Source organism: Levilactobacillus suantsaii (assembly GCF_004115745.1).
Classification (GTDB): Bacteria; Bacillota; Bacilli; order Lactobacillales; family Lactobacillaceae; genus Levilactobacillus; species Levilactobacillus suantsaii.
This window is the reverse complement of the sequence record NZ_QXIL01000024.1, coordinates 1-19985: the sequence shown is the minus strand read 5'-3', so window position 1 is coordinate 19985 and position 19985 is coordinate 1. Positions and strand designations below refer to the sequence as shown.

15 protein-coding genes and 1 rRNA gene are annotated in these 19985 nt (G+C 50.5%); 12 read left to right on the top strand and 4 right to left on the bottom strand.

Features of this window, described 5'->3' with window-relative positions:
• Positions 1-52: 52 nt before the first annotated feature.
• A complete protein-coding gene (locus DXH47_RS09705) occupies positions 53-1156 on the top strand; it encodes a glycerol dehydrogenase (RefSeq protein ID WP_129033136.1) in 1104 nt (367 codons plus the stop codon).
• Positions 1157-1245: 89 nt separating this feature from the next.
• Here the strand turns inward: DXH47_RS09705 and DXH47_RS09700 are convergent, their stop codons facing one another.
• Complete coding sequence (locus DXH47_RS09700) at positions 1246-1833, bottom strand: hypothetical protein (RefSeq protein WP_129033135.1); 588 nt, start codon at positions 1831-1833, stop codon at positions 1246-1248.
• A gap of 166 nt (positions 1834-1999) precedes the next feature.
• Between DXH47_RS09700 and DXH47_RS09695 the strand changes: the two genes are divergently transcribed.
• Positions 2000-3577, top strand: a complete 1578-nt coding sequence (locus tag DXH47_RS09695; protein ID WP_129033134.1) for a peptide chain release factor 3 — start codon at positions 2000-2002, stop codon at positions 3575-3577.
• A gap of 142 nt (positions 3578-3719) precedes the next feature.
• Here DXH47_RS09695 and DXH47_RS09690 read toward each other — a convergent pair whose 3' ends face one another.
• A complete protein-coding gene (locus DXH47_RS09690) occupies positions 3720-5084 on the bottom strand; it encodes an FAD-dependent oxidoreductase (protein WP_129033133.1) in 1365 nt (454 codons plus the stop codon).
• Positions 5085-5321: 237 nt separating this feature from the next.
• Here DXH47_RS09690 and DXH47_RS09685 point away from each other — a divergent pair, with 237 nt between their 5' ends.
• The gene (locus tag DXH47_RS09685; protein WP_129033132.1) at positions 5322-6758 is read left to right on the top strand and encodes a C69 family dipeptidase; all 1437 of its coding nucleotides are present in this window, start codon (positions 5322-5324) and stop codon (positions 6756-6758) included.
• 91 nt (positions 6759-6849) lie between these two features.
• Here DXH47_RS09685 and DXH47_RS09680 read toward each other — a convergent pair whose 3' ends face one another.
• Both DXH47_RS09680 and DXH47_RS09675 read right to left on the bottom strand, forming a co-directional pair.
• Complete coding sequence (locus tag DXH47_RS09680; RefSeq protein ID WP_129033131.1) at positions 6850-7926, bottom strand: MucBP domain-containing protein; 1077 nt, start codon at positions 7924-7926, stop codon at positions 6850-6852.
• Between the two features lie 154 nt (positions 7927-8080).
• Positions 8081-10321, bottom strand: a complete 2241-nt coding sequence (locus DXH47_RS09675; protein ID WP_129033130.1) for an ATP-dependent Clp protease ATP-binding subunit — start codon at positions 10319-10321, stop codon at positions 8081-8083.
• A 291-nt stretch (positions 10322-10612) separates the two neighbouring features.
• On the opposite strand from DXH47_RS09675, the gene DXH47_RS09670 reads away from it, so the two are divergent.
• The 9 genes from DXH47_RS09670 to DXH47_RS09630 all read left to right on the top strand — a co-directional run.
• A complete protein-coding gene (locus DXH47_RS09670) occupies positions 10613-10813 on the top strand; it encodes a hypothetical protein (protein ID WP_129033129.1) in 201 nt (66 codons plus the stop codon).
• A gap of 272 nt (positions 10814-11085) precedes the next feature.
• Positions 11086-11352 (top strand): phosphocarrier protein HPr, encoded by a 267-nt coding sequence (locus DXH47_RS09665; protein ID WP_129033128.1) that lies wholly within the window; start codon positions 11086-11088, stop codon positions 11350-11352.
• Complete coding sequence (gene ptsP / locus DXH47_RS09660; protein ID WP_129033127.1) at positions 11352-13085, top strand: phosphoenolpyruvate--protein phosphotransferase; 1734 nt, start codon at positions 11352-11354, stop codon at positions 13083-13085. Before DXH47_RS09665 ends, ptsP begins: the two co-directional genes overlap by 1 nt.
• A gap of 207 nt (positions 13086-13292) precedes the next feature.
• A complete protein-coding gene (locus DXH47_RS09655; protein WP_129033126.1) occupies positions 13293-14471 on the top strand; it encodes a glycosyltransferase family 4 protein in 1179 nt (392 codons plus the stop codon).
• Positions 14472-14483: 12 nt separating this feature from the next.
• Positions 14484-15506 (top strand): glycosyltransferase family 4 protein, encoded by a 1023-nt coding sequence (locus tag DXH47_RS09650; protein WP_129033125.1) that lies wholly within the window; start codon positions 14484-14486, stop codon positions 15504-15506.
• Between the two features lie 4 nt (positions 15507-15510).
• Positions 15511-16545, top strand: a complete 1035-nt coding sequence (locus DXH47_RS09645; protein ID WP_129033124.1) for a lysylphosphatidylglycerol synthase transmembrane domain-containing protein — start codon at positions 15511-15513, stop codon at positions 16543-16545.
• Positions 16546-16620: 75 nt separating this feature from the next.
• Positions 16621-16857: a YkuJ family protein gene (locus DXH47_RS09640; protein WP_129033123.1), complete on the top strand. Its 237-nt coding sequence runs from the start codon at positions 16621-16623 to the stop codon at positions 16855-16857.
• A 138-nt stretch (positions 16858-16995) separates the two neighbouring features.
• Positions 16996-19059: an LTA synthase family protein gene (locus tag DXH47_RS09635; RefSeq protein WP_129033122.1), complete on the top strand. Its 2064-nt coding sequence runs from the start codon at positions 16996-16998 to the stop codon at positions 19057-19059.
• 524 nt (positions 19060-19583) lie between these two features.
• Positions 19584-19985 (top strand): 16S ribosomal RNA (locus DXH47_RS09630); the annotation flags it as partial.

Below are 19985 nucleotides of genomic sequence, written 5' to 3'. Positions count from 1 at the left end.
GATGAAAGCGCTTTTACATTACGACCGTTAAAAATCAAAGGAGTGTTGTGTGATGACTAGTATTTTCGGGAGTCCAGCAACTTATGTTCAAGGGATTAACGCATTGCAAGAAAGTGATCAGTACATCAAACGCCTGGGACAAAAGGCCGTCTTGTTAGCCGACCCCGTTGTGCTGAAAATCGTCGGGAACGATTATGAGACGTACCTGACGACGCACGGAATCAGCGTGAAAAAGGTTCAATTCAACGGTGAAGCTTCAGACAATGAAATTAAGCGGGTCGCCGGGATTGGTAAAGATTTCGGGGCTGACTTGGTCATTGGTATGGGCGGAGGTAAAACGCTTGATAGTGCCAAGGCCATTGCGGATGATTTACAGGTAGCTGTCGCAATCCTACCAACCTTAGCCTCGACTGACGCCCCATGTTCCCGGCTGTCCGTTATCTATTCGGATGATGGCTCCTTTGAAAAGTATCGGTTTTACGATAAAAGCCCTGATTTAGTCTTGATCGATACGGCAATCGTGGCGGGGGCACCGGCACGGCTACTGGCTTCCGGGATTGCTGACGCTTTAGCAACCAACGTTGAAGCCAAAGCAGTTGCTCGGGGAAATAATCAAACGATGCTGGGCGCTCAACAGACTCTAGTCGGTAATGCCATTGCCACCAAGTGTGAAGAGACCCTGTTCAAGTACGGCGCGGAGGCATTGGCTTCGGTTAAGGGACACGCCGTTACCAAGGCACTCGACCGGGTCGTTGAGGCCAACACCCTGATGAGTGGTCTGGGCTTTGAAAGTGGCGGCTTAGCCGCTGCCCACGCCATCCACGATGGGTTGACCGCATTACACGGGCCAGTCCACGAGATGACCCATGGTGAAAAGGTTGCCTTTGGGACCTTGACGCAGTTGTACCTGGAAGGGGCCGACCAAGAGCGGTTCGAAAAGTACTTGCGTTTCGATTTGAAGCTGGGGTTACCAACGACCTTTAAGGATCTGCACCTGGAGAACGTGAGTGATGACGACCTATTGAAGGTCGGTCAACAAGCGACGGCCCCAGAAGACACCATGAAGCAGATGCCGTTTGAAGTTACGCCGTATGACGTCGTCCAAGCGATGAAGGGTGTGGACGCGTACAGTCGGGAGGTACAAGGCTTAGCTTAAGTTAAAAGTAACGTAAAAAACAGTTGGTCCTAGACCTCCCTAAGCAGGGGGCGGATCAACTGTTTTTGCATCTATTTTAAAATTGAAAGTTAAGGTTTAGCTGAAGGCGACTTGGGCGTGACTTTAGTATGCGGCGTTTTAGTGACCTGGTGGATAGCGTGTTGCGTCAATTTTGTGACGGTCGCTGACGACTGGGTCACGCTACTGAAGTACTGCCGTAAAATTCGACGGTAATTGGTGGTGACGACCGTGGCATTGGGATGGGTCTTTTTGAATTGTCGTTGCGCCGCCTTAGCCCAACGCTTAGATTTGGCGGGCTGATCAGTGTGGTCAATGAGATAGGTCACGTTCTTGCTGGCTTTACGCGATTGGGGGCTGACTGGCTGGTTTTTAGCGTGAGTCGTTGCCAAAGATGCCCGCATGTTCGTGGTCAAGCTGGTGATCTCGTAGTACTGGTTCTTCTTGACTCGTACGCCAGCGTAAGTCTTGAACAGTAAGACGTTGAGGAGACTAGCAATGATCACGATACCGATCCCACACACGATAATAGCCATCGGGGGCCGCAACGCGCGCTGATGCACCTTGGCCCAAATCAAGCCGCCTAAGCCTCCTAGCGCAATCAACGCGCCCAGACTAAAGAGAATCTCAATTAAAATGACTTCGGTACTCGCCAACATCGTTTCACCCGGTTTCTAGTAGAATTCATCTTATTATCATACCACTAATAACCCAACCGTGAAACGGCCGTTCCAGGGCAATCCGTGAATTGTCGGGGTAAATGTGGTAAAATCAAAGCACTGCGTCAAGTCAGGAACATTTACTAAAAATCAGTGAGGACTAGTTATGAGCGAAAAAAATTTAGCAACGGCGGTTGATAAGCGGCGGACCTTCGCCATTATCTCCCACCCCGATGCCGGAAAGACCACGATCACCGAACAGCTATTGTTGTTCGGGGGCGTCGTGCGGGAAGCCGGAACGGTCAAGGCCCGTAAGAGCGGAAACTTTGCCAAGTCCGACTGGATGGAAATTGAACAGAAACGGGGCATCTCGGTCACCAGTTCTGTGATGCAATTTGACTACCAGGGTAAGCGCATCAACATTCTAGATACGCCCGGACACGAAGACTTCTCCGAAGACACTTATCGGACGTTGATGGCCGTGGACTCGGCGGTCATGGTCATCGACTCCGCCAAGGGGATTGAACCCCAAACTAAAAAGTTGTTCCAAATTTGTAAGATGCGGGGCATTCCGATCTTCACCTTCATGAACAAGCTCGACCGGGACGGTCGCGACCCCTTGGATTTGATTGCCGAACTCGAAGACGTGTTGGGCATCGAAGGTTACCCAATGAACTGGCCGATTGGCATGGGGAAGGAATTAAAAGGCCTCTACGACCGGTACCACCAACGTGTGGCCCTGTTCCGCAAGGACGACCAGGGTCGGCGCTACCTCCCGTTAAATGATGACGGTGACTTAGCCGAACCCAACGCCTTAGAACAAGACGATTGGTACACCGACGCGCGGGAAAACATGGCCATGATTGAAGAGGCCGGTAATCCATTTGACGCCGATAAGATTGCCAGCGGGGACCAGACCCCGGTCTTCTTCGGCTCGGCGTTGGCCAACTTTGGGGTCCAGACTTTCTTGGAAACGTACCTGGAATACGCGCCGAAGCCGGCGGTTCACCATACGGCAAACGATGGGGATGTGGCGCCGACTGACGAAGATTTCTCGGGCTTCGTCTTCAAGATTCAAGCCAACATGAACCCGCATCACCGGGATCGAATTGCCTTCGTGCGAATTTGCTCTGGCGAGTTCGAACGGGGGATGGACGTCATGCAGACCCGGACCGGCAAGAAGCTACGGTTGTCTAACGTGACCGAATTCATGGCCGACACGCGAGAAAACGTGGAGACGGCCGTGGCCGGTGACATCATCGGGTTGTATGATACAGGGAATTTCCAAATTGGTGATGCTATCTATACCGGGAAGCACGCTGTTGAATTCGAGAAGTTACCGCAATTTACCCCGGAACTCTTCGTGCGAGTCTCCACCAAGAACGTCATGAAGCAAAAGTCGTTCCATAAGGGCATCGAACAGTTGGTCCAAGAAGGGGCCGTGCAACTTTACACGGCTTACTCGACCGGCGACTACATCTTAGGCGCTGTGGGTCAACTGCAGTTCGAAGTTTTCCAGTTCCGGATGAAAAACGAGTACAACTCGGACGTCATCATGGAGCCGATGGGCAAAAAGACGGCGCGCTGGATCAACCCGGACCAGTTGGACGAACGGATGTCTTCCTCCCGGAATCTCCTGGTCAAGGACCGGCAGGGAGAGCCATTGTTCTTGTTTGAGAACCAGTTCGCCGAACGGTGGTTCAAGGATAAGTATCCAGATGTGGAATTGACCGCTAAACTGTAAACTAAGAAAACCGAAGCGTTACGTTGATTGACTTTGTCAGTCGACGTGACGCTTTTTGCTTACAGTCAAAACGCACCAAAAAGGACCGGCAGTGGTTGCCGGTCCCTAAAAGTTATCGTGTGGATTTTATCAGTGGCGTGATTTAAGCCTTAACGGTCGCGTCCTGTGTCGAGGCTAACTTGGCTTGGGCCGCTTGCGCTAAGATGTTCAGGTAGTTGAACGGCCGGTCGAAGTTCGGCTGGAACAGCATGTCGACCATGGCGAGGTCGTCGATGGTGTTGTTGTTCTGGATGCAGACGGACAGGGTATTGGCCGATTGCGAGACGTCGTACTTACTCATTAACGCACCGCCTAAGATCCGCTTCGTTTGCGGGTCAAAGACCAGCGACATCAAGACGGGTTCCGTCGACGGCATGAATTCCGGCCGGTAGTTGTCGGTGATGATGACTTGTTCGGCATCTAGGCCTTGTTGCTTGGCGGCGGCCAAGGTCAACCCAGTCGACACGATGGTCCGCCCGTATAAGGCTAAGCCAGAAGACGATTGTGTGCCCATGTACTTGACGGTTGGGTTCACCAAGTTCTTGCCGACTAAGATGCCTTGCCGCACCGCATTGGTGGCTAGCGGAATGTAGGCGTTTTGGTGAGTTGGGTTGTAGTGGACCGCGGCACTGTCACCCGCTGCGAAGATATCGGGGTTCGAGGAGCGCATGTAGTCGTCGGTGATGATGGCACCGTTAGCGGCCATCTTGACCTTACCCTGAAGCAGGCCGGTGTTGGGCCGGAAACCGATGCAGAGAATGGCTAAATCGGTTTCGTAATGGCCCTTATCGGTGTTGATGGTCAAGCCATTGGCCGTTTCTTCGAAGTTGGCGACAGTTTCACCCAGAGCGAGTTGGACACCGTTGTCTTGGTAGTCTTTTTCGATGACGTCGGTGAATTCGGAGTCAAAGTACTTCGGCATCACACGGTCTTGAGCATCGATCAAAGTCACGTCATGACCGGTCTTGGAGTAGGCTTCGGCGAGTTCAGCACCGATGTAACCGGCCCCGATGACCGTGATGCGCTTGGCTTGCTTAGCGTCTTCAAAGAGGACTTGAGCGTGGTTCCAGTTCTTGCAGAGCTTGACCTTGTCGCTGTCGATGCCAGGAATCTTAGGAATAATTGGCCAGGACCCGGAAGTCATGACTAATTTATCGTAACTTGCGGTGGTCTGATCATGGGTGGTCAAGTCTTCGACCGTGACCGTTTTTTGGTCCGGATCAACGTCTAAGACATTGTGATTCATTTGGACATTGGCGCCCAACTTTTTCAGTTCCTCGGGACTGGAGTAAAACAGGCCTTGAGGGTCAGCGACTTCGCCGCCTAAGTATAAAGCAATCCCACAGGACAGGAAGGAAAGGTTATCGTTTCGTTCATAGACCGTGACTTCGGCATCCGGGTGTTCCGCTAAGATCTGCTTAATGGCAAAAGTTCCCGCATGGGTACAACCAACAACTGTGACTTTCATAGATAGTGCCTCCCAAATTATAAGTAAGATAAGTTTGAGTTTAACTTCACAAACCGTGATAATGTAAGCCCATTCAATTGGCTACAACTCTATTTTAAACAATCGTCCCCAAATGTCAACAACTTCTTGAAAGTGTTACCATTTTGCGCAAACACGGTTTAGGGAATGGCTAGTTTTTAAGCGCTAAAAGCGGTAAACTAGGGCCATTATGAAAAAAGAAAGGGGCACTAATTAAACATGATTAAAAAACATTTGACGGCTTGTACGTCAGTTCTGGTCGGCAAGGCGGCCACCGTCGACGGGTCGACGCTAATTGCCCGTAACGACGATACCTTTTTACCCTTGACGCCACAGCGGTTTTACGTGCATCCGGCTGAACACGACCAACCGGCCCGGACCTGGACGTCGAACCAAAATGGGTTCACGGCCCCGATTCCAAGCGATGGCTACCGTTATTTAGCTACGCCGAACGTGGAGACTGAAAAGACCGGAGAGTACGCCGAAAGCGGTATTAACGACCATAACGTTGCGATGAGTGCCACCGAAAGTGTCTACGGCAATCCCAACGCGTTGGCTTACGACCCGTTAGTGGAAAATGGGTTAGCGGAAGATTCCCTGCAGACCATGGTCTTACCTTACATTACCTCCGCCAGAGAAGGGGTCCGTTATCTGGGCAAGCTGATCAAGCAATATGGGTCACCCGAAGGCAATGGGGTCTTGTTCTCCGATAGTCAAGAAGTCTGGTACATGGAAATCGTGACCGGTCACCACTGGGTCGCCCAACGTATCCCAGACGATGCTTATGCGGTCACGGCTAACCAGGTCGCCATTCAACAGGTGACCTTCGATGACCCGGATAACTTCATGTTCTCCGCGGGGATTCAAGCTTTTGTGGCGGATAACCACCTGAACCCCGACCACGACGGTTGGAACTTCCGTCATATTTTCGGGACCAGTACCGAAAAGGACCGCCACTACAACACGCCGCGGGTCTGGTTCGGCCAACGGGTCTTGAATCCGGAAATCGAGCAGGATCCGCAATCAAGTGAGCTACCGTTTATCTGCCGGACCAGCCACAAGATTAGCGTGGAAGACGTGGAATACATTTTAAGTTCGCATTACAACGAAACGCCATACGATCCGTTGGGGCACGGGCCTGAAGAGTTGCGGACTAAGTTCCGGCCGATTTCGATGAACCGGACGCAAAATTCGCACGTCTTGCAAGTGCATAACGATGTGCCTGCCGACCGCGCGGCCATCATGTGGTTATGCTTTGGGGTGCCAGCGTTCAGTCCTTACGTGCCGTTCTTCGCCAACGTGACGGATACGGACCCAACGTACCGGACGACACCGCGGCGCCTCGATGACCAAAGTGCTTACTGGATGTACCGGAAGTTGTCGATGATCGTGGAATCCCATTACCGCCAGTTCATTGAACAAGACGTGGATTACGTCATGGCGGCCAAGCAAGACCTCCGGACGCATGTCGCGCAAACATTGGCTCACGTGGCCCAGGAGAAATTGAGTGGCGACGATTTGGTGGCTTATTTGACGGCGCAAAACCATGCCGTTACGGCTGCAATGCGCAAGACCACGACAGACTTCACCAACGGCTTGATTGAAAAGGGCCTGACGCTGTCCCGATTGACCTATAACATGGATAAGAATTTATAAGATGAGTTGAATCGAATTAACGTTTCAAAAAAGGCGGCTGTGAGCAAAATCTCACAGCCGCCTTTATGAAGTTGTTCAGAAAAACTTAGCGTTAGACCTGCTTGGCCAACCGGACGTAGCGCGCGTTGATGTAGGCTTGCGGACCAATTTGGTACCAAATCAAGTTTTGATCGTCAACGACGCGCCGGCGAATCTCGAGTAATTCACCGTCCGGCAACTGGCCGGCCACTTCGCCGTAAGGGTCGCGGTAGAAGGTTACCGCGTGATCGGGCACGTAGTCCACGGTCCCCGACCACTGCACGGCCTTGCCCGTCAATTTGGTTTGCCGGGGTAATTCTAGGTGGCGTGACCAGTGCAAGCGCCGTTTGGTTTCCGCGGCATTCAGCCACTGGTTACCACCCAAATTGTACCAGACGGTCTGGTCGGTCAACGTGATGATGGCAAAGATGCGCCATAATGATGTGGCTGGGAACCGGTAACGGTAGGCCTGACCGGCGGGTAACGCATAGACCGCGTGGTTACTGAGCAGGGTCACGTATTGGTGGACCCGCTGGACCGTTTGCCAAGCGTCACGCCGGTAGAAGTACAGCAAGCGTTGCGTTTGGTCGGTGTAAGTGCCTTGTTGCGGCCCTTGCGCCTGGAAAATGTGGTAGCCCTTAACCGGCGGGACGGCCAAGTGGAAACTTGCGCCCAAAAGCCCGCGAAACAGCCCCGGTAATGCCAACAATTGTCCGGAGTCGTAATCAATCTGGTAGACCAAGACCGGGTACCCCCATTGCCGTTGGTAGGTCAACGTCATCAACCCGTATTCACTTAAAAAAGTCTGAGTGAAGCCCGTCATCTTGGCTAACGTGTAGCCGGGAATGGTGGGGGTGGTCAGGTGAACGGCGGTGCCGCGTTGTCCCGTAAGGACTAACGCTGGTTGGAGTGGCCGGTTCTGAGAATCGACGATACGGACGACCAGGGTGGCATTGGGCTGTTCGTGGGTGGTCACCGGATTCACTGCCACGGGCGGAACGGTTGGCTGCGGCGTTGGCGTTAATTGCTGGGTCGGTCGTTGGGGTTGAAATGGCCGGTCCACCGGGGTTGCTTGCCGTGGTGGGACCGTGGTGGGGCGGTGCGAACGGGTCGGTGTTAAGAGCCGTCGTAACCAATTAAAGAAAGCCATTTCCCATTCACCTCCAAAAGTAAGTCTGCCCAGTGTCTGTCGTGGTGCCTTTAAAATACAGTATACCGCATCTAATCGGGACCTGCAGGGGGGAATTCACTTAGAACCTAAAAACGGGCGCACCGCGATTGGCAGCGCTCCCGTTTAGAGTCGTTTATTTGGTCGTATCCGTGTCGTCCGCTGAAGTCGAATCAGTGTCATCATCGTCGGCGGCAGTTAAGGTAATCTTGCCGTCCGTGATTTTGGCCGTCAGGTTCTTTACACCGGCGTGGTCCAGGTAGAAGTCCGCAATGCGGTCTTCGATTTCTTCCTGGATGACCCGCCGTAATGGCCGCGCCCCCATGGCGGGGTTGTAGCCCTCCGTGACCAGTTTTTCTTCGACTGGTTCCGTAACGTGTACGTGTAGGCCTTGGTCGGCTAACATCTGGTTGACGTCATCGATCATCAGGTCGACGATCTGCATCAAGTTATCCTTCGACAATGCGTTGAACTCGATGATGTCATCGAACCGGTTGATGAATTCAGGCCGGAAGTAGTTGGTCAGACTGTCCAGAACGGAGTGGGTCTTTCCGGAGGCTTCGGCCCCGAACCCAACGCTGGCTTCCACGTCACCGGTCCCGGCGTTACTGGTCATGATGATCAGGGTATCCTTGAAGGACACCGTCCGGCCCTTGGAATCGGTCAAGCGCCCATCGTCCAGAATCTGTAAGAACATGTTCAAGACGTCTGGGTGAGCCTTTTCGATTTCATCCAGCAGGATCAACGTGTACGGGTGCCGCCGAACCTGTTCGGTCAGTTGTCCGGCTTCTTCGTAACCAACGTAGCCCGGTGGGGACCCAATCAGCTTAGAAATGGAATGGGGTTCCATGTATTCGGACATGTCGAAGCGAATCATCGCGTCTTGAGAACCAAAGAGTTCGTTGGCCAATTGCTTAGCCAGTTCCGTCTTGCCGACCCCGGTCGGGCCAACGAAGAGGAAGGACCCAATCGGCCGACCAGTCCCATTCAATCCGATTCGGTTCCGCCGAATAGCCCGGGCAACCTTATCGACCGCTTGGTTCTGGCCGATAATATGCTTTTCCAAGTCGGTGGCAAGGCTCTTCAACTGATGTTGTTCCTTCGCTTGGAGTTCGCCAACCGGGATATTGGTCTTTTCTTCGACGATTTGTTGCATGTCCTTTTCGGTCACGTCAGTTGCCGCTTGTTGGTCCGCGTTCGTGGCGTTTTCCTTCGACTTGTTGAGCTTTGTGACCTGGTCGCGGTAATAGGCGGCCTTTTCGTAGTCTTCCTGCTTCAATGCGGCTTGCTTTTGCTTTTCTGCACTGTCGATTTTTTCATCGATGGCGTGCGGGTCAGCCACGTTGATGGTCAGGTTCTTCCGCGACCCGGACTCATCGAGCAAGTCGATGGCCTTGTCGGGTAAGAAGCGATCTTGAATGTAGCGGTCGGATAACCGGACCGCCGCTTCAATCGCAGCGTCCGTGTAGTGGACGTGGTGGTAATCTTCATATTTCTTCTGGATTCCCTTAAGAATCTTTACGGCTTCGTCTGGACTCGGTTCATCGACCGTTACCGGTTGGAACCGCCGTGCCAAGGCTTGGTCTTTTTCGATGTCCCGGTATTCATTCAACGTCGTGGCACCGATCAGTTGGAAGTCACCCCGGGCTAACGCAGGCTTTAACACGTTACCCGCATCCATACCACCTTCGGCATTGCCGGCACCCATGATTTCGTGGATTTCGTCAATGAAGAGGATGATGTCCGGATTGGATTGAACTTCCTTCATTAATTGTTGCATCCGTTGTTCGAACTGACCCCGAATCCCGGTTCCTTGAACCAGCGATACGACGTCTAAACGGACAATCTGCTTGTTGGTTAGCTTTTGCGGTACGTTGCCTTCAACGATGCGCTCAGCTAGCCCTTCAACGACCGCCGTCTTCCCAACACCGGCTTCCCCGATTAACACGGGGTTGTTCTTAGTCCGCCGGTTCAGAATTTCGATGACTTGCGCCGTTTCCTTGTCCCGTCCGATAACGGGATCAATCTTGCCGTCTTTAGCCAACTGGGTGAGGTTCAAGCCATATTGACTGAGTAGGCCGCCCTTACCGTTGTTCCCTCGGTTACCCGCGGGTTGGGTCGGTCGTTGCCCACCAGTCTGCCGGTAATCGTTTTGGCTGGGATTACCGCCTTGCATGGCCCGGAAAATATCATCCAGGTTTCCAAAGCCGAATGGATCTTGTGCCATACGGCCACCTCCATTTCCAGAGTTATTGGTCTGCTGATCTTTGAGTAGTTGATAGCAATTTTGGCATAAATCAATCTGTTGCCGTTGCCCGTTCACACTCATATAAAGATGAATGGTCGCTTCGTTGCGGTGACAGTTTTGACATAGCATTTTGTCGTCTCCTTTCTGCCTTGGAGTAAGTGTGGAAGCAGTCCACACTGGTCATCCAAAAGGTTTGACCTTCTTTGACCATTAGCCACATTATACCGCCTCACACGGTGGGTGCAAGTAATTTGTCTCGCCCCCGGTAGCCCGGTCAAAAGGGCCCCTTTGAACTGAACGCCTTTATTTTAGCACTCTACCCACGAGAATGCTAAAAGTCACGTTCATTTTCAAAATAAATTTTTGACCTGCCTGGTATTTCAACGTAGAATAGTGGAAAGAAAAGGGGCGAATAGCGACATGGCACGGGATTTTACCGCATTAATGAATCAATTAAAAAACAAGGAACTCGATGAATTTGAAGTGGGCCCAGACGATTTTCAGGCCTTTCAACAGGCCTATATGGCGTTTGATACCCGTAAACGGGTGATTGGGCAGGCCCACAAGAACGGCAAACTAGTCTATCATTACGACCACGATGCCGGAAATCAGTCTGCATAAGGGGAACTAGTCGGTGTTTTGGGGCGAATCATGCTATAATTAGCTCTGGAACAAGTGAACGCCCGCAGGTTGCTGGGCCGGCGATACGGAATCGCTGGCCTGTGACAGCCCCGATGAAAGCGGTTAAGGTAACTTGTAATTTAACAGCAAGATTGATATTCTAAGAAGGTAGACATAACGTTTGTCATGGTTGTTTTGGTCAATGCGCAAGACCAAAGGACGCTATGCTCGTTAGAAAATCAACCTATAAGCTTAAAGGAGATCGATCAATTATGGAAAAACGCGAATTTCATATTACAGCAGAAACGGGTATTCATGCTCGTCCGGCAACTTTATTGGTACAATCAGCAAGCAAGTTCAACTCAGAAGTCAGCTTACAATACCAAGACAAGTCCGTTAACTTGAAGTCCATCATGGGTGTCATGTCCTTAGGGGTCGGCCAAAATGCCGAAATCACGATTACGGCTGATGGTGACGACGAAGCCGATGCCATGACGGCCGTTGCTGAAACCTTGAAAAAAGAGGGCCTATCTGACTAATGAGAACGATGCTCAAGGGAATTGCCGCGAGTGACGGCGTGGTGTGCGGCCAAGTCTATCGCCTGGTCGACCCCGATTTAACCGTCCACCGACGGGCAATCACTAATCTGGATAACGAAGTAAATCGATTCCATCAGGCCCTTGAAGCAGCTGTCTCTGATGTCGAGGCAATTAAAACTCGTGCGACTAAAAACCTGGGTACTGAGAGTGCCCAGGTTTTTAGTGCGCACATTGTGATGCTCAAGGACCCCGAATTGACCACCCGGGTGGACGCGCAGATTAGAGATCAGCAGCTCAATGCCGAGGTCGCTTTGGCCAACGTGGTGCAGGCCTACGAACATTCTTTTGCGGGGCTGACGGATAACCCGTATATGCAAGAACGCATCACGGACCTCCACGACGTGACCAAGCGCGTCACGGCCCATTTGTTACGGGTACCGTTACCGGACTTAGCCTTAGTCGACCATCCCGTAATCGTGGTGACCCACGACTTGATTCCGAGTGATACGGTCTCGGTCAACCCGCGGTATATCTTAGGGTTTATTACGGATCTCGGTGGCCGGACATCTCATTCGTCGATTCTGGCACGTTCGATGGCCTTACCCGCTGTGGTGGGGACCAAGACAGCAACGACACAACTGACCAACGGGGAAATGGTGATTCTAAACGGGACCCACGGACAGGTCATGGTTGACCCTGACGCGGATGAATTGGCCAAGGCCCGAACGACGATGCACCAACGGACCGTCAATCAAAAGCGACTCAATCGATTACGGCACCACGGGACCGTTAGCCAAGATGGTGTGGGCGTGACCTTAGCGGCTAACATTGGCACGGCGCAGGATCTTCCTAGTATCCTCAAGAACGGGGCCGAGGCCGTAGGACTGATGCGTACCGAATTCTTATACATGGATGCCGCTGAGTTGCCGAGTGAAGACGACCAGTTTGACGTTTATAAGCAGGTGCTCACGGCCTTAGCGCCGCGACCGGTGGTGATTCGCACCCTGGATATCGGAGGCGATAAGCCGTTACCGTACTTAAAACACAAGCCGGAGACGAACCCCTTCATGGGTGACCGGGCCATTCGGCAGAGTTTGACCCACCAAAACGTCTTTCGGAGCCAACTCCGGGCGCTGTTACGGGCGTCGGCGTTTGGCAACTTACGCATCATGTTTCCCATGATTGCGACGCTCGATGAGTTTCGGCAAGCTAAGGCAATTTACGACGACGAACGGTCAGCTTTGACCGTTGCCCAGGTACCAATGGGGCACGTGAAGATTGGCATGATGGTCGAAGTTCCGGCCGCGGCTTTACTGGCGGACCGATTTGCGCAAGAGGTCGACTTCATGAGTATCGGCACCAACGACCTGATTGGTTATACCATGGCCGCCGACCGGACGAACCAAGACGTGGCTTATCTCTATCAGCCGTATCACCCGGCCATTTTACGGTTAGTCAACCGGGTGATTACCGCGGGACATAGCGCCGGCATTCCGGTGGCTATGTGTGGTGAGATGGCGGGCGATCCCATCGCCGTGCCACTACTTTTGGGGATGGGTTTAGATGAATTCTCAATGGGAGCCGGGTCGATTTTAAAGACCCGTCGGCTGATCAGTCAGTTGAACGCCCATGACCTCCAGGCGTTGGTGGAGACCGCGTTGAATTCGGCCAGCACCAGTCAAGAAGTCATTACCATGGTCCAAGCTGCCGTCCCGGATTTATTGAAGAGCTGACGGTTAAGTTGTTTTCACTATTATAGAAGTAAAAGACGTTTGGTTCGGAATTCCCGAATCAGACGTTTTTTAAGTTTTCCCAGAGTTTGGTTAGAGTTTTAGCTGTGGTTTGCAATCAAGTAGGCAAACCCATATAATTGTGATGATTGTACAATACATGGCGTCAAGGACTTTTTTTAACAGAAAGAGAAACAAGGGGGATTGGCAATGAACATCGGCATATTTACGGATACCTATTTCCCTCAAGTGAGTGGGGTCGCAACGTCCATCAAGACGCTGCGCGATCAGTTAGAAAAACAGGGGCATCAGGTGTATATCTTTACGACGACCGATCCACACGTGGAACGCAACGTTTACGAACGCAACGTGTTTCGTTTTTCGAGTATTCCGTTCGTGTCGTTTACGGATCGTCGAATTGCCGTGCGGGGACTGTTTCAGGCCTACCAAATTGCAAAGGAATTAAACTTAGACATCGTCCACACCCAGACGGAATTTTCGATGGGGTGGATCGGGAAGTTCGTGGCCCGGAACCTAGAGATTCCGTGCCTCCATACTTACCACACCATGTATGAGGACTACTTACATTACGTGGCCAACGGGAAGATCTTAAAGCCCGTCCACGTCAAACAGGGGACGCTGGCCTTTTGCTACCACCTGACGGGCGTCGTGGCGCCCAGTGACCGGGTGCTGACCACGTTGAGTGATTACGGGGTTAAAGCCCCGATTCGGGTGATTCCCACGGGGGTCAACTTGCACCAGTACGAACAGCCGGATACCGCTAACTTGCGGCGTCAATTGGGCTTGGCACCGGATACGCCGGTCATTTTATCGTTAAGCCGTTTAGCCTATGAAAAGAACATCAAGGCAAGTATTGCGGCGATGCCGGCTATTTTGGCGCAGGTCCCCCGGGCTCAACTTTTGATTGTGGGGGATGGTCCGGCTAGAGCAGATTTGGAGCAACAGGTAAAAACGGCGGGGCTAACGGATCACGTCACTTTTACCGGTGAAATCGACAATGACCAGGTCTTTCGCTACTATCACCTGGCCAACGTCTTTTTGTCGTCATCAGATTCCGAGTCACAGGGGCTGACCTATATCGAGGCTATGGCGGCCGGGACCAAAATCGTGGTCATGACTAGTCCATACACCGATGAGTTGTTATCGAGTCCGACGCTGGGGGTTACGTTTACCACGGCGGCAGAAATGATCAAGCACGTGGTCTGGTACTTACAGCCGGAACATCAACAACCGGATCCGGATTTGCTGGCCCAAAAGTTGGCCGAGATTTCTGCGGATACCTTTGGCCAACGGATTATCAACTTTTACCGGGACGCACAAGTGAGTTACGAACAAGCCCACGAAGACAGTCCGGATTTCAGCGATTAGAGGAGTTATTGAATGCTAAAAATCAACATGTTTTCGGCTGCTGATTCCGTTAAGGGACAGGGGGTCGGGAGTGCGTACAACGAGCTGATGAACTTGTTGCACACCCGGTTGAACGGGGACTTTCAGGTGACCGTCAACCGTTATGGAAAGGTGGACCTGACGCACTACCACACGATTAATTTTTCTTACTACTTATCTACGTTTTTACCTGGTCGGGGACGTAAAATTGGCTACGTGCATTTTTTGCCAGAAACACTAGAGGGGAGCCTCAAGATTCCCCAGCCCTTTCGGGGGATTTTTTATAAATATGTGATTGCCTTTTACCGCCGGATGGACCACATTGTAGTGGTCAATCCGACCTTTATTCCTAAATTAGTGGCGTATGGGATTCCCGCTACTAAGGTGACTTATATTCCCAATTTCGTGAGTCGCCAAGAGTTTTACCCGGTCGATGCGGCCCAAAAGCTGCAATTACGACAACAGTACGGTTACTCGGCAAAAAAGTTTACGGTGCTGGGAATTGGCCAGATTCAGGAACGTAAGGGGCTATTTGACTTCATTAAGCTTGCCAACCACCACCCAGAGTTGCAATTTATCTGGGCGGGGGGCTTTTCATTCGGTCGGATGACCGATGGTTACGCCGAATTGAAAAAGGTCGTCGACGATCCACCAGCTAATTTGAGCTTTCCGGGGATTGTTGATCGCGACAAGTTAGTCGATTACTATAATCTGGCCGACTTGTTCTTGCTCCCTTCCTTTAATGAGCTTTTCCCGATGTCGGTCTTAGAGGCCTTCAGTACGGGGACCCCGGTCATGCTGCGAGATTTGGAACTTTACCAGGCCATTATTGCGGGTGATTACCAACCAGCCAAGGACTACGCTGAGATGGATCAGGTCCTGACGACGTTACCGCACGATGCCGCAACGTTAGACCAACTCCACCAGCATAGTTTGGCGGCAGCAGACCATTATTCGGAAGCCCATTTGGCTGAGATTTGGCGCGACTTTTACCGGCAGCAGGCAAAGAAGGGATAACGACATGACACGACGAAACAAGTGGGTTCTAACGTTGATGTTGCTGTTGGGGATTGCCATCTTTGCGTACTCGCTCCGGGATATCCGGTTTTCGGTGTTAGTCAACGACTTCGTGCACATCAATTTCTGGTGGTTCGGTGTGGCCGTGATCTGCATGCTCCTGTACCTCGGACTCGAGTCCGTCATCGTCAAAGTCTTCATTTCTGACCGGATCAAGGGGTTTTCCTTCAAGGATGCCCTCCGGATTCCACCGATTGAGCAACTCTTTAACGGTATTACGCCCTTTTCTTCCGGTGGGCAACCGGCACAGCTGATTGCGCTGATGCAAACCGGGGTCGATGCGGGGAAGGCCAGTTCGATTCTATTGATGAAGTTCGTGGTGTTCCAGTCAATGATCGTCATCAATTTTTTGATTGCCCTGGTCATCGGGTTCACCTACATTCAGGATAAATTGCACGCGTTAGCCTGGCTAGTGGTGTTTGGCTTCGTCATTCACTTGGCAGTTATCGTGGGGCTCCTGATGGTCATGTTCTGGCACGCTTTTACGAAACGGGCGGTCACCGTGATTTTGTACCCGGTTCACTGGTTTATGAAACGCGACCGCTTTGAACGCATGGCGGCCAAGATTGACCAAAAAATCGATTCGTTTTACGCTGAAAGTGTGCGGATTAGCGGGAAAGGGAAGTTGATGGCCAAGGTCTTTGTCATCACGTTCTTTCAATTACTTTTCTACTATTTAATTCCGTATTTCATCATGTTAGCGTTGGGCTACACCTCGGCGAACATCGTCATGGTCACCAGTCTGCACGTTTTGATCGTCATGGTGATTTCACTGTTCCCGATTCCCGGTGGCTCCGGGGGGGCAGAGTACAGCTTTGAGATGATTTTTAAAAGCTACATCGCCTCGAACAGTAAGTTGGTTTTAGCTATGATTTTATGGCGCTTATTGACTTACTACTTCGGCATGCTGACCGGTCTCATCGCAATGGCGGTTAAGCCAGACCGGGTGGTTGAAGAAAGTGACGACACAAATGCGTGAGTTTTTCGCATTATGACGTGTCATCTAGGCTTAAGTTTGGTAAAATCATAGTGAAGCTTAGAAAGGGGACCAATCATGGAAGAATCTCAACTGATTGGCATCATCAATCGTCTTAAGGCGATGCAAGAGGATGCTACCGACGAGCCGCAACCCCGTCGATTCGAAAAGGAAGGCGTTGAGCAGGCGACCGTTGTTTACAATGCTGCCGCCAACACCTATACGTTAACTGAGCATAATCCGGAGACGACCTTTGAGTTTGATAACATTGACTTAGTGGCTATCGAATTATTTGATTTACTGACGGATAACTAACAAAACTGTGGAAAACATGGTTTTGTTTTTTTTATAGGCTGAAAAGTTGAATTTTTTCAAAGGTTGCCCATAAAAATTGATTACCCAGCACTATCAGTTATACTGAAGTAATGTTAACTATTTTGTGGAGGCTGTCTCATGGCAAACTTTGTTAAACGACGAATGAGCTGGGTTAATACCCGAATGGGTTTCTTCCTGTTGATCATCGTTTTATTTTGGGTTAAGACGTACATCGCCTATCAAACCGAATTTACGCTGGGCGCCAAAGGAAGTGTGCAGCAGTTTTTACTGCTGATTAACCCCCTTCCAGCTGCTTTGCTGGTTTTTGGCATTGCTCTGTATTTTCGCGGCCGCTTGGCCTATTGGTTGATGCTGATTATTGACTTCCTGGAGTCAACGTGGATTTTTGCCAACGTTGTCTATTATCGGGAGTTTTCTGATTTTCTGTCGTTTGGAATCATGAAGGGTTCCAGCGACGTTCAAAATAATCTGGGGAAGAGTTTAGCCCAGATTACCCATCTGTATGATCTTTTTGTGTATCTGGACATCATCATTCTGATTGTGCTCTTGGTGGCACACGTGATTCGAATTGATCCACGACCGTTTAAACGGCGCTATGCACTTAGTATTACGGTGTTGTCGTTTGGATTGATGTTTGCGGAATTTGGGATGGCCAATGCGGACCGGTCAGGATTGTTGACCCGGACGTTTGATAACAACTATATCGTGAAGTACTTAGGGTTGAATGAGTACGCCGCGTTTAACGCTTATCAGACGCAAAAGGAAAGCGCTACGCGGGCCAGTGCTAATGCCAGTGACATGAAGAGTGTGCTGAAGTATCTGAAACAGAATCGGGTCAGTCCGAACGTGTCGTACTACGGTAAGGAAAAAGGGAAGAACGTCTTTATCATCCACCTGGAAAGCTTCCAACAATTCCTGTTGGATTATAAAGTAGATGGTAAAGAAGTCACCCCAACGTTGAACAAGTTCTATCATAATAAGAATACGCTATCGTTCGACAACTTTTATAACCAGGTCGCTCAAGGGAAGACTTCTGACGCGGAAATGATGTTGGAAAACTCCCTGTTTGGCTTGCCACAAGGGTCAGCGATGACTACTTATGGGACTCAAAACACGTTCCAGGCGGCTCCAGCGATTCTGAGTCAAAAAGCGGGTTACACCACGGCGGCGTTCCACGGGGATGTCCCAAGTTTCTGGAACCGGGACAACACCTACAAGTCGTGGGGCTACCAGTACTTCTTTAGCTCAAGCTATTATAAGCAAAAGGCGGGGTACAGTGTCGGTTATGGGTTGAAAGACAAGATCTTCTTGAAGGAATCGGCGAAGTATATCGAACAGCTACCGCAGCCGTTCTACGCTAAGCTGATTACCTTGACTAACCATTACCCGTATGAGTTAGATAAGAAGAATATCGACTTCCCAGCCACCAAGACTGGGGATAAGACCGTTGATCCGTACGTTCAAACGGCTCATTATTTGGATCAAGCCTTTGCGGAGTTCATTAGCTACCTGAAGAAGGCTGGTCTCTATAAGAATAGTGTTATTTTAGCCTATGGGGACCACTACGGGATTTCGAATAACCACCGGCCGGCGATTGCCCAACTCTTAGGTAAGAAGAAGGTCACTAACTATGACTTGGCTCAATTCCAGAAGGTCCCACTGATGATTCACGCCAGTGGGCTTAAGGGGGGCATTAACCATACCTATGGTGGGGAGATTGATGTCTTACCAACCTTACTGGATCTGTTGGGGGTAAAAAACACCGACACGATTCAGTTTGGTCAGGATTTACTAGCTAAGAATCGGAATCAGACCGTTGCCTTTAGAAACGGGAACTTTGTCTCGCCAACTTATACTAAGATTGGCAGTACCGTTTACGATACGAAGACGGGGAAGGTCTTGAAGCTGACAAGTGCACAGAAGAAGAAAGTTGCCAAATTACAGAACCATGTGACGACGGAACTTTCATTGTCTGACCGGGTTATCTATGGCGATCTCTTGCGCTTCTACACGCCAAAAGGCTTTAAAAAGGTCGACAAGAACGACTTTACCTATAAGTACAAGACTGCCACGGAAAAGCTGGCAGAGGCATCGAAGAAAACGAAGACTAGCGTTCTCGCGAAGAACAACGGTAAGAGTACCGTCTCGGAATACAAGACGGATGCACCAGAACTTAAGTAAGCAAGCAGTCAAAAGCCCGTCACCCTTGTGGTGGCGGGCTTTTGGTGATTCTTGGACGAGATTGCAAAATTAATTTCAGTAAATATTCATTTCTTGCTTGACCATTCTAGGAGATATTGGTAAACTTATTTTTGTTGTCATTTACGGAAACAAAGCCAATGGCAACGGCAAACGTTACGATTCAACAATTTAAAAAAGGCCTTGACGGCTGACTTGAGAATTGATATGATAGTAATCGTTGTTGAGAATATTTATTCAATTTCTTCCAAAGCAATCAATAATTATTCAAATTGATGTTTAAAAAGTTGTTGACACGGTATTATCGACATGCTATACTTTAAAAGTTGTCATGAAGCAATCACTTCATTAGATAACTTGGTAGATCTTTGAAAACTGAACATTGTTTCGACAAACCAAATATGTGTAGGGCGGTTTGAATTTATTCAAACCCAAACAATATTTGCGAAGTCAATTCGCTTTTAAAATGTAACAACAATCGATGAGATATTCGAGCTTATCATCTTTAAGATGAGAGTTTGATCCTGGCTCAGGACGAACGCTGGCGGCATGCCTAATACATGCAAGTCGAACGAGCTTTGGTTGATTGACGTGCTTGCACTGATTTCTTCCTAAAGCGAGTGGCGAACTGGTGAGTAACACGTGGAAAACCTGCCCAGAAGCAGGGGATAAGACTTGGAAACAGGTGCTAATACCGTATAACAACAAAAACCGCATGGTTTTTGTTTGAAAGATGGTTTCGGCTATCACTTCTGGATGGTTCCGCGGCGCATTAGCTTGTTGGTGAGTTAACGGCCCACCAAGGCGATGATGCGTAGCCGACCTGAGAGGGTAATCGGCCACATTGGGACTGAGACACGGCCCAGACTCCTACGGGAGGCAGCAGTAGGGAATCTTCCACAATGGAC